The organism is Colwellia sp. E2M01 (assembly GCF_018860585.1).
Taxonomy (GTDB): Bacteria; Pseudomonadota; Gammaproteobacteria; order Enterobacterales; family Alteromonadaceae; genus Colwellia.
In genome coordinates this window covers 1-18,965 of the sequence record NZ_JAHKPR010000074.1, presented here as the reverse complement: position 1 = coordinate 18,965, position 18,965 = coordinate 1, and the positions used below count along the sequence as shown (strand labels likewise).

Annotated in this window: 13 protein-coding genes; 10 read left to right on the top strand and 3 right to left on the bottom strand. The window is 36.8% G+C overall.

The window, feature by feature from the left end:
• Positions 1-130: 130 nt before the first annotated feature.
• Both srmB and fldB read right to left on the bottom strand, forming a co-directional pair.
• Positions 131-1,375, bottom strand: a complete 1,245-nt coding sequence (gene srmB / locus KO502_RS14215) for an ATP-dependent RNA helicase SrmB (RefSeq protein WP_216023228.1) — start codon at positions 1,373-1,375, stop codon at positions 131-133.
• Between the two features lie 199 nt (positions 1,376-1,574).
• Positions 1,575-2,093, bottom strand: coding sequence for a flavodoxin FldB (gene fldB, locus KO502_RS14210; protein WP_216023227.1), 519 nt, complete (start codon positions 2,091-2,093; stop codon positions 1,575-1,577).
• 222 nt (positions 2,094-2,315) lie between these two features.
• Here fldB and dsbC point away from each other — a divergent pair, with 222 nt between their 5' ends.
• The 8 genes from dsbC to KO502_RS14170 all read left to right on the top strand — a co-directional run bounded on the left by dsbC (position 2,316) and on the right by KO502_RS14170 (position 12,348).
• On the top strand, positions 2,316-3,110 hold the full coding sequence (gene dsbC / locus KO502_RS14205) for a bifunctional protein-disulfide isomerase/oxidoreductase DsbC (protein WP_216023226.1): 795 nt from the start codon (positions 2,316-2,318) through the stop codon (positions 3,108-3,110).
• Positions 3,111-3,287: 177 nt separating this feature from the next.
• Positions 3,288-5,039, top strand: a complete 1,752-nt coding sequence (recJ, locus tag KO502_RS14200) for a single-stranded-DNA-specific exonuclease RecJ (protein WP_216023225.1) — start codon at positions 3,288-3,290, stop codon at positions 5,037-5,039.
• 107 nt (positions 5,040-5,146) lie between these two features.
• Positions 5,147-5,869 (top strand): ABC transporter permease, encoded by a 723-nt coding sequence (locus tag KO502_RS14195; protein WP_216023224.1) that lies wholly within the window; start codon positions 5,147-5,149, stop codon positions 5,867-5,869.
• A 54-nt stretch (positions 5,870-5,923) separates the two neighbouring features.
• The gene (locus KO502_RS14190) at positions 5,924-6,925 is read left to right on the top strand and encodes a hypothetical protein (RefSeq protein WP_216023223.1); all 1,002 of its coding nucleotides are present in this window, start codon (positions 5,924-5,926) and stop codon (positions 6,923-6,925) included.
• A gap of 167 nt (positions 6,926-7,092) precedes the next feature.
• Positions 7,093-7,710: a DUF642 domain-containing protein gene (locus KO502_RS14185; RefSeq protein ID WP_216023222.1), complete on the top strand. Its 618-nt coding sequence runs from the start codon at positions 7,093-7,095 to the stop codon at positions 7,708-7,710.
• Between the two features lie 277 nt (positions 7,711-7,987).
• Positions 7,988-9,086, top strand: a protein-coding gene (gene prfB, locus KO502_RS14180) for a peptide chain release factor 2 (protein WP_216023221.1) whose coding sequence is annotated in 2 segments (ribosomal slippage) — positions 7,988-8,062 and positions 8,064-9,086 — 1,098 coding nt in all. Because the reading frame shifts where the segments join, the coding sequence is not laid out codon by codon here.
• 56 nt (positions 9,087-9,142) lie between these two features.
• Entirely contained in the window at positions 9,143-10,717 is a 1,575-nt protein-coding gene (gene lysS / locus KO502_RS14175) for a lysine--tRNA ligase (protein ID WP_216023220.1), read from the top strand.
• 284 nt (positions 10,718-11,001) lie between these two features.
• Positions 11,002-12,348 (top strand): sodium-dependent transporter, encoded by a 1,347-nt coding sequence (locus tag KO502_RS14170; protein ID WP_216023219.1) that lies wholly within the window; start codon positions 11,002-11,004, stop codon positions 12,346-12,348.
• 429 nt (positions 12,349-12,777) lie between these two features.
• Here KO502_RS14170 and KO502_RS14165 read toward each other — a convergent pair whose 3' ends face one another.
• Positions 12,778-13,551 (bottom strand): TIGR01621 family pseudouridine synthase, encoded by a 774-nt coding sequence (locus KO502_RS14165; RefSeq protein ID WP_216023218.1) that lies wholly within the window; start codon positions 13,549-13,551, stop codon positions 12,778-12,780.
• A gap of 78 nt (positions 13,552-13,629) precedes the next feature.
• Here KO502_RS14165 and KO502_RS14160 point away from each other — a divergent pair, with 78 nt between their 5' ends.
• Complete coding sequence (locus KO502_RS14160) at positions 13,630-16,509, top strand: pitrilysin family protein (RefSeq protein WP_216023217.1); 2,880 nt, start codon at positions 13,630-13,632, stop codon at positions 16,507-16,509.
• 164 nt (positions 16,510-16,673) lie between these two features.
• Complete coding sequence (gene gshA / locus KO502_RS14155) at positions 16,674-18,278, top strand: glutamate--cysteine ligase (protein ID WP_216023216.1); 1,605 nt, start codon at positions 16,674-16,676, stop codon at positions 18,276-18,278.
• Positions 18,279-18,965: the final 687 nt, after the last annotated feature.

Below are 18,965 nucleotides of genomic sequence, written 5' to 3'. Positions count from 1 at the left end.
GCGCCTTGTCTTTAAATACTTTCCCTTCGCACAGCTAGACCAGAAACTTATTGGAATTGGTATTATAACAAGATATTTTGCTAATTAGTGTGTTTTATTATTATTAAAGATTCTTTAAACCAAGCTCAGTTTATTTAGCGCGTTTAGCTTTTTTCTTTATTTGTTTTTTAGCTTTTGCTTTTCTCTGTGCGGTAGTTAATTTAACTTTGGCTTTTTTATTAACAACACGCGATTCTTTGTTTTTAGGGCGTAACTCTTGAATAACACGACGTTGTAAACGCTCTTTAGTGTAGCGTTCAATTTTACCAATAACCGCCATATCATGCGCTTCAACTAACGAAATAGCTGTACCTTTATTACCTGCGCGGCCAGTACGACCAATACGATGAATATAAATATCGACTTTGCGCGGCATATCAAAGTTAATTACATGGGTAATATCGTCAATATCTAAACCACGAGCGGCAACATCGGTTGCTACTAATACTTTTATTTCGCCACTTTTAAAGCGCTCAATAGCTTTATTGCGTTTGTCTTGTGGCATTTTACCTTCAAGCCAAACGCACGGTAATTCTTCAGCGTAAAGCTTGCCTGATAAATATTGTACGGTTTCACGTTTATTGGCAAATACAACGGTACGGTCTACGCCCGCTTGCTTCAAAGTGTTTACGAGTAAGTCGAGTTTATGGTTAGCGTTGTCGGCTAAATGCAACCACTGGTGGATAACGGCTTTTTCTTTACGAGAAGGGTTCGACTCTAAAAATACAGGCTCGTTAAGTACTTCTTTGGCGAAACGCAAAACACCAGCGCCTTCAAGTGTGGCAGAGAACAACATGGTTTGTTTCCGCCAGCGTGCTTCAGCAACAATGCGGTTAATGGTTTCGCTAAAGCCAAGATCAAGCATACGATCAGCTTCATCTAAAATAAGAATTTCAATTTCACGGGCATCAAACTGTTCGTTTTCGATGTATTCCATTAAACGACCCGGTGTTGCCACTAAAATATCGGTAGTAGAGGTTAAAATATCTGCATGGCTGCCATAATTAACGCCACCAGTTATCACCCCTGTTTTTATTTTAGTTAACTCAGTAAGTCGTTCGCTGTCTTCACCTATTTGTATCGCTAATTCACGGGTTGGCGTTAAAATTAATACTCGAGGAAAGCCCGGTTGAGTGCGTGGGTAGTCTAATAAATGTTGAGCAACAGGTAATAAAAAGGCTGCAGTTTTGCCTGTGCCTGTTGGTGCAGATGCCATAACATCTTTACCAGCCATTGCTTGTGGAATAACAAGTTCTTGAATTGAGGTAGGCTTGGTGTAACCAACTTTTTTAATACTGGCTAATAATTCAGAGTCTAGATCAAATTGCTCAAACATAGGGGATAGTTCACTAAGGGTTAATAATAGCGCATTGAGTAAATATTCATGTAATGGTGAATAATTTAATACAGCGCTATATAGATAAATATGGCGGCAATTATAGTAGTTTTAGCGCTTGCTGTAACCCTTTATTGTAAGCTGGCTATAATTCTGTAGAGAAACCTTTAATCTATAAAATTTTGCAGCAATATATTTATTAAAGTAAAGAGCTGTATTCTACTAGTATTTGTTCGCACCACGCCTCTAAACGTTCGTCGGTTAAGCTATATTGGCTATCTTCATCTAAAGCTAAGCCTACAAAATGGCTATTGTCACTGGTAAGTGCTTTTGATGCGGTAAATTCATAACCTTGAATTGGCCAAGAACCGATAGTTTTGCCGTCTTGAATAATAACTTGATCGTGTAGCATACCTAACGCATCTTGAAACCAATCGGCATAACCTACTTGATCGCCCATGCCGTATAAAGCAACGATTTTATCGCTCAAGTCTAACTGATTAATATCACTCCAAATAGACTCCCAATCTTCTTGAATTTCACCGTAATCCCAAGTTGAAATACCAAAAATAAGAAAGTCATAATCAAGGCATAGTGCTAAAGGTTGATCTTTAATATTGAATAAATCAACTAAATCAGTGCCTATTATTTCTTGAATTTTTTCAGCTACAATCTCTGTGTAACAAGTAGTTGAACCATAAAACAAACCAATCTTCATTATTCAATTTCCAATTTTTATTGTAGCAGTAATAATTTAGGCAGGATTTTAGCAAAAACATTCACCTTTGTTTACAAGTTAATTTAGTTTAACGGCTATTTTAAGTTGCAATAAATGCCCTAGGGCTGTAATTTCTGTGCGTATAATAAGGTCTATTGCATGATTACGTTTATTTACTTTAGATCTTTTGCTTTATTTATTAGTCGATTGTTAGGGACCATTATGTTTAAAACTTTATTTTTAAGTGCGGTATTTACCACACTTACTTTACCGCTTTTGTTAACCAGCACTGCCGTGGCAGCTTCTTCAGATGCACCTTCTACTATAGCTAAACCACAAGGTAGTAGTGATAAGTTAAATGTAGACTTGTTAAAACAAAAATTCAGCACTAGCTTAGGCATGACTGTCATTGAGGTGATAAAAACACCTATGCCAGGGATTGCTTCAGTATTAACTGAGCAAGGTTTGTTTTATGTGACTTTTGATGGCAACTTTTTAATTCACGGTAAAGTATACGGATTGGAAAATGGTGTTGTTGATTTAACTGAGAGTACTTTAGCTGAGATTCGACTTAACGGTTTAAAAGCTTTTAAAGATGACATGATTGTTTATAAAGCTGAAAATGAAAAATATGTAATAACCGTTTTTACTGATATTACTTGTGGCTATTGTCGTAAAATGCATGGTGAAATGAAAGGCTATAATGACCGTGGTATTACCGTGCAATATTTAGCGTTTCCTAGAGGCGGCCTTATAGATAAAGCCGGTAATGCAAGCCAAGGTTTTAAAGATTTACGCTCTGTATGGTGTAGTGATGATGCGCCTAAAGCGTTAACCGATGCTAAGTTGGGTAAAGGTGTTGCTTATAGAATTTGTGAATCAAATGTTGAAGCAGAATATGAGTTTGGTCGCCAAATAGGTGTTACTGGTACACCTGCTATTATTTTATCTGATGGTACTATGGTCCCTGGTTATCAACCTCCAGCGCAATTAGAGCAGATGTTAAAAACTATCTAAATAGATAAAACACCTATTTGAGATATAAATTAACTCTTAAGCTATTGTGATAGATGCACTAAATAAAAGTACTTGTTGATATTCATCAAGTACTTTTTTTGTTTAAAGGCTAACTGTAATAAAGCCTTTATAGTATCTACTGATTCAACCCAAGCAACACCACCGAGAACGTAAAGTATGAGTAAAAAAATTATTCGTCGAACTCAAGTCGATGCTAGCTATTTACCTGATAACTTGCCTGACATTATTAAACAAATTTACGTAAGTCGTGGCATGCAATCGGCAGATGAGTTGGCGCTTAATGTTGCTCATTTACAGGGGATGGTGGCTGAAACCGAATTATTAGGCATTAATGATGCTTGCCAGTTACTACACCATGCATTATTAAATAAAACACGTATTATTATTGTTGGCGACTTTGATGCCGATGGTGCAACCAGTACCGCTTTAATGGTTACAGCACTTAACTTATTTGGCAGTAACAACCATGACTTTATTGTACCAAACCGGTTTGAATACGGTTATGGTTTAACACCTGAGATTGTTGACATTGCCGCAGCGCAAAAGGCTGAAATGCTTATTACCGTGGATAACGGTATTAGTTGTATTGCTGGGGTTAAACGTGCCAAAGACTTAGGTATGCAAGTTATTGTTACGGATCACCATCTTCCAGGGCACTCATTACCTATAGCTGATGCTATTGTAAATCCGAACCAAGTTGGCTGTAATTTTCCAAGTAAGTCTCTTGCCGGAGTTGGCGTGGCTTTTTATCTAATGCTTGCTTTACGTAAATATTGCCGCGAGCAAAACTACTTTGCCGAGCAAGGTATTGCTGAGCCCAATATCGCACAATTATTAGATTTAGTCGCCTTAGGTACCGTTGCCGATGTTGTGTCGCTTGATGCTAATAATCGCATATTGGTAGAGCAAGGTTTAAAGCGTATTCGCGCCGGACAAACTCGTCCAGGTATTCAAGCACTTATTGAAATAGCTAACAGAAATCAACAACGATTAGTTGCGAGTGATTTTGGTTTTGCTTTGGGCCCCCGTATTAATGCTGCAGGTCGTTTAGACGATATGGCTTATGGTATTAACTGTTTATTAGCGCCTGATTTATCAAGTGCTAGAGTTATGGCAGCAGAGCTTGATGATTTAAACAAAACTCGCCGCGAAATAGAGCAGGGCATGCAACAAGAAGCGGAGCGAGTACTTACCGCACTTAATTTTGATGAAGATAATTTACCTAACGCTATCGCACTTTTTCAAGCTGATTGGCATCAGGGTGTTATTGGTATTGTCGCAGGGCGTTTAAAAGAAAAGTTTCATCGCCCTTGTATTGTCTTTGCCAAAGCTAAAGATGAAGAGAGTGATTTAACAAGTGCCGAAATAAAAGGCTCAGCTCGCTCAATACCAGGGCTACATATTCGTGATTTACTTGAGCATATCGATAGCCAAAATCCGGGTTTAATTACTAAGTTTGGCGGCCATGCTATGGCAGCTGGCTTATCAATAAAACAAGCGGACTTTGAAAAATTTCAGCAAACCTTTAATGAGCTAGCAGGTAAGTGGTTAAAGCCAGAAGATTTAGATAGTATTATTCTTTCTGATGGTGAACTTAGTGCTAGCATGCTTACCCTTGAGTTTGCTGAACAACTACGTGACTCAGGACCTTGGGGACAAAACTTTCCAGAGCCTTTATTTGACGATATCTTTACCCTAGTTCAGCAAAGAATTGTGGGTGAAAAACACTTAAAATTAGTAGTAGAAAAAAATGGCCAAGTGTTTGATGGGATAGCCTTTAATGTTGATATAAAAGCATGGCCAAATAATCAAGCGAAACAAGTGCATTTGGCATATCGCTTAGATGTAAATGAATTTCGTGGCAAACGTACGGTACAATTAATGATTGAAGATATTCGTACTGCATAACGACGTTAAAATTTATTATTTAAACACAACAAAATAAGCTTATTCATTGTGTTTAAATAATAAATAAGTGCAGAATTTAAAGTAATACATCTATATAAGGCTAAAAAATGGAACAAACATTAGCAACTATTCCGCTAATTAATCTTGCTATAGCTTTTGTCCCTGTGTCTTTAGTTTTAATTATATTAGCTTGTTGGTCACTACCACAAAAACGCACCTTACACGCTATTGTACGTATGTTAGTACAATTGTTACTTGTCGGTTATGTGTTAAGTTATATTTTTGAAAACGATAATGCTTGGGTTATTGGCGTTTTGCTGTTGGTTATGGTGTTATTTTCAAGTTGGATTGCCCTAAATAATATCGAGTCACCGCAAAAGTCACTATTTAGGAGTGCCTTTCTGGCTATTTTTGTCAGTAGTTTTATTGTCTTATTAATGATCACCCAAGGCGTGTTAACACTTAACCCTTGGTATCAGCCGCAAACTATGGTGCCGCTTGCCGGTATGGTTTTTGCCAATGGCATGAACAGTGTCAGTTTATGTGGGGAAAGGTTTTTTGCTGAAGTTAATCGCGGTGCAACGTATATACAAGCTCGCAATATTGCCTTTAAAGCTTCAATGATCCCTAATACTAATGCCTTATTTGCTGTGGGCATTGTGTCACTGCCAGGTATGATGACAGGACAAATTCTAGCAGGCGTATCGCCCTTTATCGCAGCACGATATCAAATTATGGTTATGTGTATGATTTTCGCCTCTGCGGGCTTAGCCTCAGCTATATTTTTAGTGTTAAATAGGCATAAACCAATTAACGGATATGGTAACTAATAGCCATTAATCAAAAACAGTAGATGGCATAGAAGTTAATTTTAAGGAGGTAAAATGTATAGCGACGAAGACCTAAAACAAGCGGTGAAAAATGGTATATTCACCGCATCCTCTGTTGATGAATTTAAAGCCTCGGTATTAGCATTAAAAAATCAGAAGAATATTGATGAAGAAGACTTTAAGTTAGTGGGTGGCTTTAATGATATTTTTGTTTTAATCGCCTGCTTTTTATTATTGTTCTCTTCCATCTTTGTATTAAAACCTATCAATGAAATGTTTGGCTTACTGAGTTTTATCGCATTATCTTGGGGATTATCTGAGTTTTTTGTTTTAAAAAGAAAAATGTCATTACCGGCTATTTTGTTATTAGCTTCATTTGTTGGAGGTGTTTTTATTTTAGCAGGATCTTTCTTCCCGCAAATGTCACAAACATCACTTATTGCTTCTGCTGCTGCATCAACCATAGCAGCATATTTACATTGGTTACGTTTTAAGGTGCCTATTACAGTGGCAGCCGGTACTGTTGCTGCAGTTGCTTTAATTATCTCAACTACTTTGAATATTTTTCCAAGTACACAACAATGGTTACTAGTGATTTTATTTCTTTGTGGTGTGGTCGCCTTTTTGTTAGCAATGTATTGGGATTGTGCGGATACAAAACGAGTAACACGTAAATCTGATGTGGCTTTTTGGTTACATTTAGCCGCAGCGCCATTAATTATTCACCCTGTTTTTTCTAGTTTAGGGGTACTAGCAGGTAACGAAAGCCTATTTAATATGACTTTAGTAATAATTTTGTACATATTAATGACAGTTATATCACTTGTTATTGACCGCCGTGCTTTTATGGTTTCATCGTTGGTGTATGTGATTTACGCGTTAACGTCGCTTGTTAATACTTATGGCGGTATTGGCTATGGTTTTGCCTTAACCGGCGTACTGATGGGAGCCGTATTATTATTGTTATCGGCATTTTGGCAAGTAACTAGACAAAAAATTGTGCAGCTACTACCTAGCAGTGTAAGACGTTACGTTCCACCGATTTTTAATCATTAATGTAGACTAGGCTCTCCTAAAATTGTAAGTGTCAGGATATTTTACAAAGCATTATTTAAATATAGGTAAATCCCTTGAATTACAATATGTTGCATATGTGGTATGATTTATGCCTATATTTTGTTATAAAGGAAAATACTCCTTTGCTACAATAGGATGAATAAATCATGAACATATTAAAAAAATTAATCGGTACTTTTGCTTTAACTATTGCCCTAACTGGTGCAGCTCAAGCAAACTTAATTCAAAACGGTAGTTTTGAAGATGTTGGCAATAATGCATTACCAACTACTTGGAGCTACTACGCTTCAATTCCAAACTGGGATGACACTCAAAACGTAGAAATTTGGAAAAGTGGCTTTAATAGCGTAATCGCTGATGATCTAAACTACTTTTTAGAGCTTAATGCTCACGGTGGTGACGGCTCTAGCTCTTATGCAATCTCTCAAAACTTTGCAACAATTGTGGGTGCAACTTACGAGCTAAACTTTGCAGCACAAAAACGCTCAGGTGGTGGAGCTCAAGCATTTGAAGTTTCTGTTGGTGACACTACAGATAACGTAAGTAGCCATGTTACAGGTAGCTGGACAGATTATACTTATACATTTACCGCATTATCTGCATTGTCTACATTAAGCTTCACGTCATTAGATGATATCAATGATTCAACAGGTAACTTCTTTGATGATGTAAGTATTACAGAAGTTTCTACACCAAACGCAATTGCGTTAATGTTATTTGGTTTAGTTGCACTAGTTGTTGCTAGAAAAAAAACTAACTCATAACCTTTTCTATAAGTGTTCATGATATTGAAAGCCGCTTTTAAGCGGCTTTTTTGTTTTTAATGGCCTTCATTAATTAAACTTTATGTGATCAACCCTCCTGAAAATACTCGTTAACTACCTCCTAGCTTAAAATAATAAATTTAAGTGTTTTCTGCGTTTTATAGCCATTTATTTACCCTGTAAATTACGTTACAATGCGCGACTATTTGTCTTTGCCGTTTAGTAAAATTATAAATTAGTTCAAAGACAATTCATTAAATTAATTATTTGAAGCGTAATGTTCGAAACAAATCCAATATTAAGTAAATTAAAAGAAATCCGTGAGCGCGCTAATCTGCTTCGGGGGTACCTTTGACTACGACGTTAAAGCTGAACGTTTAGTTGAAGTAACACGCGAATTAGAATTACCAGAAATTTGGAACGAGCCAGAGCGTGCTCAAGCCTTAGGTAAAGAGCGTAGTGCCTTAGAAGAAGTAGTTAACACCATTGTTGAGCTAGAAAGTGGTTGTGAAGATATTGAAGAGTTAGTTGAACTTGCCGTTGAAGAAGAAGATCAAGAAACCTTTGATGACGCAGAAAGCGAAGCTGCAGCATTAGATGCTGTACTAGAAAAACTTGAGTTTCGCCGTATGTTTTCGGGCGAGCAAGATGCTAACAACGCTTATTTAGATATTCAATCAGGCTCAGGTGGCACCGAAGCGCAAGATTGGGCTGAAATGCTAATGCGCATGTACTTGCGTTGGGGCGAAGCGCACGGTTATAAAACCGAAGCGCTTGAAGTGACCGACGGTGATGTTGCCGGTATTAAAGGTTGTACTATTAAGTACACAGGTGAATTTGCTTTTGGTTGGTTACGCACCGAAACTGGCGTACATCGCTTAGTACGAAAATCGCCATTTGATTCTTCAGGTCGTCGTCATACTTCGTTTGCTTCAGCATTTATTTATCCTGAAATTGATGACAATATTGAAATAGATATTAACCCTGCTGATTTACGAACCGATACATTCCGTGCATCAGGTGCTGGTGGTCAGCATGTTAATAAAACAGATTCAGCTATTCGAATCACCCATATTCCAACCGGTGCTGTAGTGGCTTGTCAAGCAGACAGATCACAACACAAAAACCGTGCTACGGCGATGAAGCTATTAAAAGCCAAGCTGTATGAAATGGAAATGCAAAAGCAAAATGAAGGCAAACAAGAATTAGAAGACGGTAAATCAGACATAGGTTGGGGTAGTCAAATTCGCTCTTACGTATTAGACGATAGCCGTATAAAAGATTTAAGAACGGGTGTTGAAAACCGTAATACCCAAGCAGTATTAGACGGAGATTTAGATAAATTTTTAGAAGCCAGCTTAAAGTCAGGCTTGTAAAATTATTTACTCCCTTCGAACCTATTGAACAAACTAAAGATAACTTTGGAAATAAAATGACAGATAAAGCCACTAATGCACCCGTAGCACAAGATGAAAATAAACTGATTGCTGAGCGTCGCGTAAAACTTGAAAAGATTCGTTCAAATTCAACGGCGAATGGTTTTCCAAACGATTTTAATCGTGAACATTTAGCGGCAGATATTCAAGCTGAGCATGGTGAAAAAACCAAAGAAGAGCTAGAAGCGCTACAAGTAACTTATGCGATTGCTGGTCGTGTTATGGCTAAACGTGGTCCATTTTTAGTTATTCAAGACTCATCTGGTCGTATCCAAGGTTATGCTGAAAAAACAGTACAAAAAGAAATCCGTGAAAAATGGGGTTCTTTAGATATTGGCGATATTGTTGGTATTAAAGGTATTTTACATAAATCAGGTAAAGGCGATCTTTACGTGAACATGGACGAATACTCATTATTAACTAAGTCTTTACGTCCGTTACCTGAAAAATTCCACGGTTTATCAGACCAAGAAATGAAGTACCGTCAGCGTTATGTTGATTTAATTATCAATGAAGACACGCGTAATACTTTTAAAATCCGTTCAAAAATTGTTGCTGGTATTCGTAACTTTTTAACACAACGTGATTTCATGGAAGTTGAAACGCCAATGTTACAAATTATCCCTGGTGGTGCAACAGCTAAACCATTTACTACGCACCATAATACCTTTGATTTAGATATGTACTTACGTATCGCGCCAGAGCTTAACTTAAAACGTTTAGTGGTAGGTGGTTTTGATCGCGTATTTGAAATTAACAGAAGTTTCCGTAACGAAGGTATTTCAACTCGTCATAACCCAGAATTTACCATGATTGAATTCTACCAAGCGTATGCTGATTATCATGACTTAATGAACACTACTGAAGAAATGTTACGTACTATCGCGCAAGACGTTTTAGGTACCACCACTATTCGTAATACAGTTAAAAATGCTGATGGCGAAGTAGTAGAAGAGAAATTCTATGATCTTGGTAAGCCGTTTGCGCGTTTATCAATGGTTGATGCAATTTTAACTTACGGTAAAGATCATCGTGGTGCTGAAAGCTTTGATGAAGCGGCTTTACGTGATCCAGAAAACAACTTCGACGCAATTAAAGCTATGGCTAAAGCTGTGGGCGTTAAAGAAAGTGACGCGTCTAAAGTATGGGGCCCTGGTAAATATATCTGTGAAATATTTGAAGAAGTTGCAGAGCATTTATTAGATCAACCTACATTTATTACAGAATACCCGTGGGAAGTATCACCACTTGCACGTCGTAATGATGTAAATCCATTTATTACTGATCGTTTTGAATTCTTTGTTGGTGGTCGTGAATTAGCAAATGGCTTCTCTGAGCTTAATGATGCAGAAGACCAAGCTGAACGCTTCCAAAAACAAGTCACTGAAAAAGATGCCGGTGATGATGAAGCAATGCATTTTGATGCTGATTACATTAATGCTTTAGAATACGGTTTACCACCAACAGCTGGTGAAGGTATTGGTATTGACCGTTTAGTGATGTTATTTACTGACTCGCCAAGCATAAAAGACGTTATTTTGTTCCCACACATGCGTCCAGAAGCGGAATAGGTAAGACTTTTTAATTTAACTTATATCAGTTAAATAAAGATAAAAATTAATAACAGCGCGAATAAATTCCCGCCTACAAAAGATAAAATGTAGTCAGGAGTTTATTCGCGTTTTTTATGTGACTTTCAAAAATGTAAAAAGTATTGATAGTCTGTAAGTGGGAACTTGTTCGCGTTTTTTTATGATGACTTTATAGAAACACGCTTACCTCTGTTCATTTCATCGAATATTTAGTAACTTACAATAAATCCTAACTTCAAAATAATAATAAACAAAGGAAAATCATGAGTGCTTCAAGAGGCGGCTTTAATTCTAGCATAGGCTTTATTATGGCTGCGGCAGGCTCTGCTGTGGGCTTAGGTAATATTTGGGGGTTCCCTACCCAAACCGCTAGTAATGGTGGTGCTGCTTTTGTACTCGTTTATCTCGTGCTAGCCTTTTTTTTAGCATATCCGGCTTTTATGGCTGAACTGTTAATTGGTCGTTACGGCCAAGCTAATGCTGTTACAAGTATGCAAAAAGTTGCACGTACATCTTGGCAAAAACGTTTTGGTTTTGCCGTAGGTTTTGGTGGTGTGCTCTGTGCCGCGCTTATTTTAAGTTTTTACGCCATCATTGCTGGTTGGATGATGTCTTATGCCGTAGAGCCATTAGCCAAATTGGCTTCATTTACGGATGAGGCTAAATGGTTAATTACCCACACGTTACCCCGCAATATACTTTTTACAACGCTCTTTATTGGTCTAACCATTTTGATTATTCGCCGCGGCGTAGAGCAAGGTATAGAGAAATGGTCAAAGCGTTTAATGCCGATGTTAATTATTTTACTCATTTTGTTAATTGCTTATGTGTTTACCTTAAATGGCGCACAAGCAGGCTTTGCAGCTTATTTAAACCCGGATATTTCACGGGTATTTGATGCTGATTTATTAATTAGTGCGTTAGGGCAGGCGTTTTTTTCATTATCGTTAGGCACGAGTGTGATGATTATTTACGGCTCTTATATCGCGAAAAAAGAAAATTTAGTGAGTCTTGGCGCGCAAGTAACCTTAATTGATGTGTCTATTGCTTTTTTAGCTGGTTTATTAATTATTCCTGCTATGTATGTAGCGCAAGCACAAGGTGTGGCTATTTTTGCCGAGGATGGCAGTTTGATTTCAGGCTCAAGTCTTGTCTTTACTGTATTACCTGCATTGTTTTTGAATATGGGAGCGGTAGGCCTATTTGTCGCTTTTGGTTTTTTTGTATTGATGACTATTGCTGCGTTAACGTCATCAATTTCTATGCTTGAAGGGCCTGTTTCTTTTGTTGTGGAACGTCATAATATTGCACGAAAAAAAGCAACCACTTATATTGGCGTAGCCATTTTACTACTCAGTATAATTATCGTCATTAATCTTGAGTGGATGCTAGATTTTATCGCTATTTTATCTACTCAATACGGACAGCCACTTATTGCCATGTTTTGTTGTATATTTGTCGGTTGGATTTGGCACAGAAACGATATTTTAACCGAAATTAAACAGGGAAATAGCGAGGTCGAAAGCAGTCTCTTCTGGAAAATATGGCCTTGGTATGTAAAGTTTGTTTGTCCAACTGCTATTGCGTTAGTATTTATTCACTCACTGTAATAATATTCTTTAGCCATGTTAGGTAGCCGTGCATGTTAGTAATGATAGTAACGAAGTAATAAATTCTGAAAGATCTACACGCCTTTTGAACTCCCAGTGATAAAAGTGTTTATTTGTATTTCTGACTTATATTTTGTCGCGGTGGCGATGACACCCAAAGAGAGACTGCCTCCGGCCTCCCTTTGGAATCCCTAGGAGCTGCTGCTCAAGTGTTATCCTACATTCAAGGCAACATTTTCGCCCTAACAGCAATGAAGGCACATCAGGACAATAGTGCTCCTGCATTGCCTAATAAACTACATCCATGCAGCGTCATGATGGTAATAGGTGAATATTACCTTTCATTTCGGCACTTGATCCAAGCAGACTTGGAGTTTGTTGATAAAGCTGAGATTACTTTCAAATATAATACTTATGAAGGACTTCAGGTTAAAACTTTGGCCAATTTAATAACCAAGGACTTTTTATTGCAGTCAACGGTTCAATAAAATCGCCGTTAGCTTGGATCGCTAAATAATTCTCCCCTGCGGTTGGCAAACAGGTAAATTCAAAGTCATCACCCAAATAAGTAAACTTAAGCGCATAAGCATGTAAGTAGCCTCTATCAATCGGTGTTTTAACATCAGGTTGAGGGTAATAGAGCGGATCGCCGACAATAGGCGCACCAATACTTGCCAAAGCAACCCGTAGTTGATGAGTTTTACCTGAATGCGGTTTTAGTAAATATAATCGCTGTTTATTTGCCTTTTCACTTGGTAAAACATAAGAGAAAAATTGAGTAATTGCAGGGTTCTCCACAGTACGTAATAACTTAAACATACCACGACGGCTTTTTACCATATCGCCTTTAATTAATCCTTGCTTCTTGGTCGGTTTTTTATCGCTAATCGCTAAGTAATACTTTTCAATTTTGTGTTCGCTAAAAAGCTGTCCAAAGGTTTGCGCTGCAGCTAAGTTTTTAGCAAAAATAACAATACCAGAAGTCATTTTGTCTAAACGGTGTACCGGGTAAAGTTCAGGGACAAGTTCAGTGTTTTCTTCTGAATTATTTGCTTTTGTTTGTAAGTTACTTTGTTCTTGCGCTAAGTAATTTTTTACACGTGAATGCAAGCCAGAGCCTAGCTCTCCTTCATCATGAAAATTTATTCCCGCCTCTTTATTAACCACAATAAAATCAGGGTGCTGTGTAATAACTTTAAACATTTAATTTAACCTTTAAGCTCGCTTGTTTGTTATGATAATTGAAACCATTGTTTTTTACTCTTTTTACAGGATGTTATTTTGCAATTAATCCCTGAGAAGCGCTTTTCTGCGCAATTAATTCGTATCGTTAAAGCAAGCGTTGTTGCTGCAACAGGCGCTTTATTATTTGCTTGTACAAGCCAAGACTCGATAACCCTACCCAAAGGTATAGAGCTAGTTGAAACGGTAACCGCTAAATCTGATGCGATTAACATCCCCTTTAAAAAATATAAATTAGATAATGGTTTAACGGTTATTTTACATCAAGATAATTCAGATCCGCTTGTACATGTAGATGTTACTTATCATGTTGGGTCATCACGGGAACAATTAGGCAAATCAGGCTTTGCACATTTTTTTGAGCACATGATGTTTCAAGGCTCACAAAATGTTGAAGACGAAGAACATTTTAAAGTAGTAACCCAAAGTGGTGGTAGCTTAAACGGTACAACGAATACCGATCGCACCAATTACTTTGAAACAGTACCGAAAAATCAATTAGAAAAAATGTTGTGGCTTGAATCTGATCGTATGGGATTTTTACTCGAAACTATTACCGCAGAAAAATTTGAAATACAACGTGCCACAGTAAAGAATGAGCGTGGTCAAAATGTTGATAACCGTCCTTATGGGCGCTTAAATGAAACCGTTAATCAAATGATTTACCCGCGTGAACACCCTTATTCATGGCCAGTAATTGGTTATATGTATGACTTAGATAGAGAAACAGTTACCGATTTAAAAGAATTCTTTTCGCGTTGGTACGGACCTAATAATGCAGTATTAACCATTGGTGGTGATATCGATGAAGTACAAACATTAGCTTGGATAAATAAATATTTTGGTGGTTTAAAGCAAGGTCCAGCCGTTGAAAGTATTGAAAAATCACCAGTAACGCTCAATGAGAACCGTTACTACTCGTTTGTTGATAATGTGTCTTTACCACTACTTTATATTAGTTTTCCTACGGTTTATGGCATGCATAAAGATGAAGCGGCTCTGGATGTGTTAGCTAATATTTTAGGTAATGGACCCACGTCATTACTTTATAAAAACTTAGTAAAATCGGGTGTGGCAGTACAAGCCGGTGCGTCTCATCCTTGCCAAGAACTTGCTTGTAAAATGAGCTTCTATGCCTTACCAAACCCACAACAAGGTTTATCTTTAGCAAAAATAGAACAAGTGATTAATGACACGCTAGTAGAATTTGAAACCCGCGGTGTTAATGATGATGATTTAATTAAAACTAAAGTTAGTATTGAAACAGGTACTATTTATGGTTTGCAAAGTGTGTCGGGTAAGGTCTCTAATTTAGCGCATTACCAAACTATATTAGGTGATGCCAATTACACAGAGCAACAAATTGCGCGCTATAATAAGGTAACTAAAGCTGATGTTATGCGTGTTTTTAAGCAATATATAAAAGGTAAAGGTGCTGCGGTATTATCTATTGTGCCTCCAGAGCAAGAAGCTTTAGCGACAAAAAAGGATAACTTTGTTTTACCTGACATCACTAATCCACCAGAGTTAGCGTCACTTGATACCCCTTTGATGAAAAACATCAGTGACTTTGATCGCAGTATTATGCCTAACTCAGGTGAGAACCCTACAGTTAAGGTGCCTAGTTTATGGCGCGAAAGTTTTGCTAATGGTGTTGAAATAATTGGCACTAAAAATACTGAAACGCCAACGGTCAGTTTATTATTAAGTCTTGAAGGCGGAGTATTGCTAGACTCAGTAAACAAAGCCGGTTTAGCTAGCTTAACGGCAAGTTTGATGAATGAAGGCACAACAGTGCATAGCAAAGAGCAACTGTCGAATGAACTGGCCTTACTCGGCAGTAGTATTTCAATTGGCGCTGGCGGACGTAATAGCTATGTAAAAGTGAATTCATTAGTTAAAAATCTCGATCAAACGTTAGCATTAATGTTTGAAATGATGTTTAAGCCTAAATTTGCTGAAGCAGATTTTGATCGTGTTAAAAATCAACTTATTCAAAGTATTGAACAAGGTAATAAAGATGCTTCTGTATTAGCCGCGAAGGCTTTAAAACAAGTAACTTATGGTGAAAATAACCGTTTAGGTTTAGTTGATAGCGGCACGGTTGCTACGGTTTCAGCGATTAGTCTTGATGATGTGAAAAGCTTTTATAAAAACTACTTTTCACCGAGCAAAGCAAGCTTAGTCGTGGTTGGCGATATAGAGAAAAAAGATTTACTTAGTCGTTTATGGCTATTAAAAGCATGGAAAGGCAACGACTATGCTATTGACGCTGATTATAACTTTCCAGAAGTAACACCGAATAAAATCTACTTTGTCGATTTACCTAATGCCAACCAGTCGGTGATTAAATTATCACGTCGAGCAATGCCATACGACGCCACAGGTGAGTATTTTAAAGCAACGTTGATGAATTATCCGTTAGGTGGTGCATTTAATAGTCGTATAAACTTGAATTTACGTGAAAATAAAGGTTACACCTATGGCGCCTCTAGTTATTTTTCTGGTGGTAAAGTTCTTGGGCAATTTAACATTGGTGCAAGCGTTAAAAAAGAGCATACTTATGATGCTATGGCTGAGATCATTAAAGAATTAACAACTTTTGAAGAACAGGGTTTAACGGAAAGTGAAGTAACCTTTATGCGCCAAGCCATTTCACAAAGTGAAGCGTTAAGTTATGAGACGCCAAGCAAAAAAAGTGGCTTTTTAAGGCAGTTACTGCAGTTTAATTTACCTATTAATTATGGTGAGCAACAAAGCGATATCATTCACGACATAAGTATTGATGAGTTGAATGCATTAGCTAAGAAAGAATTATCGCAACCAATGCAATGGATTGTTGTAGGCGACGGTCAAGTAGTTAGACCACAATTAGAAAAGCTTAAAAGTGAAATTGTTGAGCTAACATTGGTTAAATAACTTATGTGACATTTATATTTAATACGCAGTAAATTCATTAACAGCTATTGAATTTCACTAAAAAACCCTTATCTATATCGTTCTTTATAAGGGTTTGCTTTTACCTTTTACTCGTTAAATATCTGATATACGTTTAAGTATATTTGATATCGACAGGAATTATTTTGACAATATCATTAACTGATTATATTGGCGCTTTTAGCCAAGATGAAAATTTAGCAGCAATAGCTGGCATTGGACGTGGCATAGAGCGAGAAGCTTTGCGTATATTACCTGAAGGTAAATTATCAGAGCATGGTCACTACCATCAACTTGGCTCAGCATTAACGCATGGCCAAATTACTACCGATTATTCAGAAACACTACTTGAATTTATTACACCGGTTAGTCACTCACCTGAGATAGCTATTACGCAATTACAAGATATTCAAAAATATACCTTTGATAATATTGAAGGCGAGCTTTTATGGCCGATGAGTATGCCTTGTTTTGTTGAAGATGCGGATAAGATTCCATTGGCGCAATTTGGTAGTTCAAACATTGGTAAAATGAAAACTGCTTATCGCCAAGGGTTAAAAAATCGTTATGGTTCAATGATGCAGGTTATTGCCGGCATACATTTTAACTTTTCATTTTCAGAAGATTTTTGGAAAACACAGCAAAAACTACATAATGCTGTAAAGCCAACACCAACAAGTGATAAATCATTACCGTTAGATGATTTTATTTCAGATCGTTATTTTTCTATTTTAAGAAATTATAAACGTTTTTGTTGGCTGATCCCTTATTTATTTGGCAGCTCTCCTGCTATTTGTGGTTCTTTTTTACAAGGCAAAACGCTAAATCTACCTTTTAAAAAATCACCTTTTGGTACACTTTATCTTGAGCATGCTACGTCATTACGGATGAGTGATTTAGGTTATACCAGTAAAGAGCAATCAGAATTAAAAATTTGTTATAACAATTTGGTTGATTACGTTGACGGTGTTCAACAAGCCATTAAATTGAAGTCTAAAGACTTTGCAGATATAGGTATTAAAGTTGATGGTAAGTATCAACAACTTAACGACAATGTATTACAAATTGAAAATGAGTTATATGCGCCTATTCGTCCTAAACGTGTAACAAAACCAGGTGAAAAGCCTTCAGCTGCGTTAGGGGAGCGTGGGGTTGAGTATATCGAAGTACGAGCGTTAGATGTAAACCCGTTTAGCGATACGGGTATTACCGTTGAGCAAGTTCATTTTTTAGATATATTTCTTACTTTTTGTGCTTTTGTTGATAGCAAAGAATTTGACTGTGAAGTACAACGAGGCCATGAAGCGAACATGAATGACGTTGTATTGCGTGGTAGAGATCCGTCATTAATGTTGTCAGACATTAATAATCAAGGTGAAGTTGAATCAAAATCAGTTAAGGATTGGGGTAATGAACTTTTTATACAAATGCAATTAGTCGCAGACTTATTAGATAAAGCTTATGGTACAACGCATTACAATGAAGCGATTGTGCGAGAGCAAGCTAAAATTAATGATTCGAGCTTAACGCCATCAGCGCAGTTAATTGCAGTGCTCCAAGAGCAATGTTTAACTGAATATGCGTTAGATAAAGCAAAAGCCTACCAACAAACGGCGCAAGCGCGCGACTATCAATTTTATACGCAGGATTTTTTTGATAAAAGCGTGCCTGCTTCTCATCAAGCTCAAGCTGATATTGAAGCTAATGATGTGCTTAGTTTTGACGACTTCCTAAAAGATTACTTTGAGTAACAGTTTATAAATAATCATTTATAAACTGTTACTCATAAAAAAGGTAAAAAAAACGCGTCAAATTGACGCGTTAAAAATTGAAGTAAACTTAAATCAAAACTATTCAGGGAAGAATGTTTCAATAAATAAGACTAGTGATTATTTAATAAGTTCACTTTATTTAAAAACTAATTTTTTAAATCATAAATTTCACATAACTGGTTTTTAATTTAAAAGTAATAAAATACTACTTAACCTGAACTCTGTTTAATAAACCTTTCTCTAGCAATTACTACCTCTAACTTCATTAATAGTTATTAAGTAAATTTTAGTCAAAAAAAAGCGCTCAACTATTAGCTAGAGAGCGCATAATAAACAACATGTTAAACATAAAACATTCAGGGAATAACTTTACTATTAAGTAAGAGTACTGCTTTGGTGTTTAGTTCATTTTATTTTGGTTTTTATTTATTGAGCAGATTACATTTACTCAATATCTTAGGTATATAACTTCAAATTAGGTATATAACTTCAAAGTAATAAATTTTAGTCAAAAAAAAGCGCTCAACTATTAGCTAGAGAGCGCATAACAAACAACATATTAAACATAAAACATTCAGGGAATAACTTTACTATTAAGTAAGAGTACTGCTTTGGTGTTTAGTTCATTTTATTTTAGTTTTTATTTCTATTTATTGAGCAGATTAC

What these genes read in the sequence shown, in the direction of transcription:
- srmB (WP_216023228.1), bottom strand. Translation starts at nt 1,375, where the DNA reads ATGTTTGAGCAATTTGATCTAGACTCTGAATTATTAGCCAGTATTAAA.
- fldB (WP_216023227.1), bottom strand. Translation starts at nt 2,093, where the DNA reads ATGAAGATTGGTTTGTTTTATGGTTCAACTACTTGTTACACAGAGATT.
- dsbC (WP_216023226.1), top strand. Translation starts at nt 2,316, where the DNA reads ATGTTTAAAACTTTATTTTTAAGTGCGGTATTTACCACACTTACTTTA.
- recJ (WP_216023225.1), top strand. Translation starts at nt 3,288, where the DNA reads ATGAGTAAAAAAATTATTCGTCGAACTCAAGTCGATGCTAGCTATTTA.
- KO502_RS14195 (WP_216023224.1), top strand. Translation starts at nt 5,147, where the DNA reads ATGGAACAAACATTAGCAACTATTCCGCTAATTAATCTTGCTATAGCT.
- KO502_RS14190 (WP_216023223.1), top strand. Translation starts at nt 5,924, where the DNA reads ATGTATAGCGACGAAGACCTAAAACAAGCGGTGAAAAATGGTATATTC.
- KO502_RS14185 (WP_216023222.1), top strand. Translation starts at nt 7,093, where the DNA reads ATGAACATATTAAAAAAATTAATCGGTACTTTTGCTTTAACTATTGCC.
- lysS (WP_216023220.1), top strand. Translation starts at nt 9,143, where the DNA reads ATGACAGATAAAGCCACTAATGCACCCGTAGCACAAGATGAAAATAAA.
- KO502_RS14170 (WP_216023219.1), top strand. Translation starts at nt 11,002, where the DNA reads ATGAGTGCTTCAAGAGGCGGCTTTAATTCTAGCATAGGCTTTATTATG.
- KO502_RS14165 (WP_216023218.1), bottom strand. Translation starts at nt 13,551, where the DNA reads ATGTTTAAAGTTATTACACAGCACCCTGATTTTATTGTGGTTAATAAA.